Here is a 4410-nt window from a genome sequence, read left to right on the forward strand (position 1 = left end):
CGATGCCTGAGTTCTCGAAACAAATCGAGAGCCTCCTGGGCAATATCAGCACGGCTAATACCGCGCACCAGTTGTGAGGAATCATCCGGCTCATTCACCAGGTGCTCGTAGGGTTCAGGGCGCTGTTTGAGTAAACAGATCAGGGGATGAGTATCTTTAACGAACCGTTCGTTTTCAACCACATAGCCCCAAGCTGCACGACCAAAAGGAGCTTTTCTCTCCCGGCGGTATCGGTGCCCCCGGCGAACCCGATCTCGCAGTTCACGCCGCTCGTGGATTGCCAACAAGCACCGAATATCCAGGTTAAGTTCACCAGAAGCAGTGTTTAAGTCAACGTCGCCCAAGTCGATGAGATAGAGCTTGATGTCCTGCTCTTTTAGCAGACGATTGAGTTCGTCATAGAGCTCTTTATTGCGGGTGAGTCGATCTAAGCGAGCAGCAATGAGAGTCTTAACACGACCAGAACGCATCAGAGCCAGAAGTTTACACAACTGTTCGCGATCGCTAACACCTCCTTTTTCAACGTCGAAGTAGATTTGGTCGGGGTTGTACTTCTTGAGCAAATGCACCTGTTGCTCAGCAGCTTTTTGATTCAGGTTTTGCTCCTGAGAAGAGACGCGGCCATAGGCCGCTGTGATCTGGTTCATGATTGTCTTAATCCATTGGGTAATGAACGAAATTGACTTACGGAGGAGGCTCAGCAGCATGAGGTACCGTCTGTAGCAAGGGGTAAGCCAGAGTTGGTAGATGGGAACGAAGTTGGCGATCGCGGGATAGGAACTGGCACAACTTTTTCAACAACGTGTGATTTCGTTGGGATCGTTTGAAAAAAGTTGTGCATTTAGCGAACCTCCATTTTGCTTATAGAGTAAGGGTTTTGAGAAATTAGGTAGACATCAGGTGCTTAGGAATTGGACTTGAGTTCTTTCAGGGTACATTCAGATAAATCCTGCACAAACTACACAGCGTTGAACCAATCAAAGATGCAGAAATGGAATTTAGAGAAAAAATCATTTCTGTAGAGGGAACCAAAAATATCCGAAGTGAATTCAACTGTTAAATAGACAAAAAGCAAGACAGAGACCAGCCTCCAGGTCCTGCCTAGGAGTACTGATCTCTGTCTTGAAACTTAAGATCTTCTATTTGTTAGAACTGTTTTCTTCTCGCTCCAGGGATGGCTACTGAGGAGAAGAAGAAGGGCAGCAAATGCCCTCCTAACGCTAAGGTAATTAAGCTATTGCATGCCCGCAAGAGTATTTTTACGGAGACGGATCTGGAAAACGTCCGCTCGAAGTCCTTGACCCAACTCTTGCACCACTCCATCTATACATTCGATCGTTCCATAATGGCTTGATATTAGCAGAGGAAAAAGTTTGGTCGTTGGTGACCTTTCAAAGGCACCTGTCCCATTTATAGTTGAAGATCGGATAGTTCAAGCTGATTAATAGCCGTGAAGAAGTAGTTGCTAAAAGCAGCGTGTAATAATGCTTTCAGCCTTAATGACCAAAAATTTTCTCTGCTATAGCTGAGCCTAATGAAGCTTCGTTCAAAATCGAGCTGGCGATCGTCTGCTCCAATTCAGCAGGTTCCAACCCCATAAACACAGTGAGGCTTGCTTGCGGGTCCATATCAATCAGCAGCACCTTCCGACCGTGATGAGCCATATGATAGTCCAAGTTCATAGTCAGTGACGTTTTCATAACGCCAGCCGACTGGTTATGAATGGTGATATCAGAGCCACTAGGGGAGAACAAAATATGAAAGTGCTATTTCTTATAAGGTTCAAAATGCTAAAAAATAGAATGTAGTTGCAATTGATGGGTTCTTCACAGTTGAGAGCTAGACCTAGCTAAGCATCAAAACAATTCAAATATCGCCAAAAATTTCCAAGCAAGTAGGAAATTTTTAAGGAAGATTTAGAGGTCTACTTCTACCCTATGCAGTGGTGATTCTCTTTTGCATCTTTCATCAACAAAAGCCTGAGCGATCTCTGCTGCCCACTGTTGTTCACTTGAAGGCGTTGTACGTGCTAGAGAAGTCCTCGTTATTAAGTGATGAATGTGATGTCCCATGCTCAGTGCTAAATTCTCCATATCGCCTGATGAAAGCGCATTCGTTTCACGAACATAACTGAAAAACATCTGCCTAGCCGGAGGGACATGTTTTTCTGTAATTCGCCTAACAGCATGTGTGAGCAACATTCCAAAGCTAGATGAATTATAAGGTTTCCCGTTTTTTAGCGTAAACAGGTAGTCATGTTGAGGATTTAAGCAACTACGAAGTCCCAGAACAGAAAGAGTTTCTTCTTTATCATTGCGGTAGTCATAATGCAGTAACCACTCCTCTAAGTACTGATAGAAACATCTATTGTTTTCATAACGTATATTAGGAATGGGAATTCGGCGATCAGGTGCCCTCATCTGCTCATATTTTTTGTTAACTATTCTGATCCACCACTGACTACCGTCGTAATAGAGTAAATTCTCTCTAGTATGAACATTGTTGGTAATATGCTCCAGATCGCTACCGAACGGTAATGAAATCTTTAACTGCCGCAACTCACCCAACCGTGGAGGCGGTATATAAGACAATAACGCTAAGCACAGGAATCGTTGATAGCTCTGGGCAATCGCAGTTAAGGAACGCGATGTCCCTCGAGTTGCTCCACCTCGCTTGGACTGGATTGATTGAAGGAACCACGGTTTGCATTCATCTCTCAGAAACTCGCCTAGCTCCAAGAATTCAGTCCAGGTTATTGGATCTTTTTGTTGATGACTGATACGTTGATAGGATTTCAGGCTGTTCACCGCATATCGTCTTAAGCTGTATAAGACTTGAAGTACCGGTATTTTTTCCTTGTTCTTTCGACCAACGACTTCAATTTCCTTGCGATAGACAAACTTAGCAACTGTTAACCAAGCATCAATGGCTTTTATCGCTGTATGGGGGCTGATTAATTCATGCTCTGGTGCATCTGTATGTCTTCGTCTAGAGTCTTGCAACCATTGCAAATAAGCTTGAGCCAAAGAAGAAGCATACTCTTCATCTCGAGCAGAAGTTTTAGGGACAATTGTTTCCAGGCTCAAGTCCTCAAGAGGAATACCTTGCACCTGATGCAACCAACCAAGTAGACGTAAGACCTGCTGCTCATACATTTGAGCCGTATGCCCACTGACGCAAGGTTCTTCCTTGGTTAGAAAATTTCTAAACGCCACCAATTCTTCTTGAAGTGAAGCTGAGATTTGCTCTTTAGGCAACCGATAAGAGAGCCTTGACTTGGCATGAGTGGCACCGAGATCCACTGCAGATCCTTTTTTCTCGCGTTTGCGTGGAGTTACACGCTTTTCTTCAGCCCAAGAAACGCTGGCTGCCCAAGTCTGTTGCTTGCACCAGTCAATGAAGTTGTTGAGTGCCCAGCGGTAATTCCGCCGGCTGTTGCCCGCCACATTCAACTCTTCAAACGATTTCTCCTGGAAAGCGGGAGCCTCCTGCAACTGCTCAAGCCGAATCTGCTGTAGGAACTGGAGTCCCTGTTCACGCTCCTGAGCGGTAAGTCGCTGCCCCTTGGATAAGGAAAAACCCCAACCCGGCAACGTGTAGCGCAGCAAAGCAGTGCGAGTTTGGGCTAGAAGTACCTCTGCCTTCTTCTCAGGCAACGTTGCCTGTAAATGGGCTTCATAGCGGAGCCACACATCGAATAACGATAACGATATAGATGCTTGACGCTTGTCCATTACTACTTAAACGAGCTTAGAACAGAGAGGTTTTCCTCCAGGACTAGACTAGAGAAGAATAATATGACAATATTCAGGTTAATTACTTTTCAATCGTCCTTCTTGGAAACTCTCTTATCATGACCGATCCCTTCGAAAAGTTTGACCCTGCTCCCCGCAATTTACCTGACATGGAGAGGTCCAAAGGTATTTCTAAAAAATTCCTAACCCCATTGGCAGTGGGTTTATGACATCATGGCTACCTTCGGATTGCGTCCCCATGAAGTCTTTCATCTAGATACTCGAGGCTTAAAACAAGGTGGCTATGTTCTGAAAGTGCTAGAAGAAACGAAGACGGGCTATCGAGAAGTGCATCCTCTGGCATTCCCAGATGTTTCGATTTCGGTTCAGCGGCTATTAAGTCAGTAACGCAATTCTGAAGCGAAATAAGATGAGTTTTCCCTGAAACGCCGATCGGATCTATACTTTGCACATCAGTCGCGCCTCAGCCCGATCGGGCGAGTGCCACTAGAGACTAAGCTTGCCCACCCAGCCAAGGAGGTAAAACCAGCAAACAAATGCTCAAACAAACAAAAACCAGTAGCAGAAAGGCAAAAACCACTGGTCACGAGGGGCCAATCTCAACACCAGCGGCTTTTAGTTCCTAAACAGTCTATTTGGTTTTTCATAAGTCCCC

Annotated in this window: 4 protein-coding genes; 1 reads left to right on the forward strand and 3 read right to left on the reverse strand. The window is 45.1% G+C overall.

Annotated elements, in window-relative coordinates; genetic code table 11:
* From H6F80_RS28350 to H6F80_RS28360, 3 genes are all read right to left on the reverse strand, one after another.
* A partial coding sequence (locus H6F80_RS28350; protein ID WP_190794862.1) for a recombinase family protein occupies positions 1-647 on the reverse strand: 647 nt, incomplete at its 3' end.
* Positions 648-1496: 849 nt separating this feature from the next.
* Complete coding sequence (locus tag H6F80_RS28355; protein ID WP_277879284.1) at positions 1497-1754, reverse strand: ParA family protein; 258 nt, start codon at positions 1752-1754, stop codon at positions 1497-1499.
* A 162-nt stretch (positions 1755-1916) separates the two neighbouring features.
* Positions 1917-3734, reverse strand: a complete 1818-nt coding sequence (locus tag H6F80_RS28360; RefSeq protein ID WP_190794864.1) for a hypothetical protein — start codon at positions 3732-3734, stop codon at positions 1917-1919.
* Positions 3735-3968: 234 nt separating this feature from the next.
* Here H6F80_RS28360 and H6F80_RS28365 point away from each other — a divergent pair, with 234 nt between their 5' ends.
* A complete protein-coding gene (locus H6F80_RS28365; protein ID WP_190794865.1) occupies positions 3969-4142 on the forward strand; it encodes a site-specific integrase in 174 nt (57 codons plus the stop codon).
* Positions 4143-4410 lie beyond the last annotated feature (268 nt).

Source organism: Leptolyngbya sp. FACHB-711 (assembly GCF_014695615.1).
Taxonomy (GTDB): Bacteria; Cyanobacteriota; Cyanobacteriia; order Elainellales; family Elainellaceae; genus Leptolyngbya_A.

Excerpts from the sequence above, each read along its gene's own strand:
- H6F80_RS28360 (WP_190794864.1), bottom strand. The coding sequence starts at position 3,734 with ATGGACAAGCGTCAAGCATCTATATCGTTATCGTTATTCGATGTGTGG.
- H6F80_RS28365 (WP_190794865.1), top strand. The coding sequence starts at position 3,969 with ATGGCTACCTTCGGATTGCGTCCCCATGAAGTCTTTCATCTAGATACT.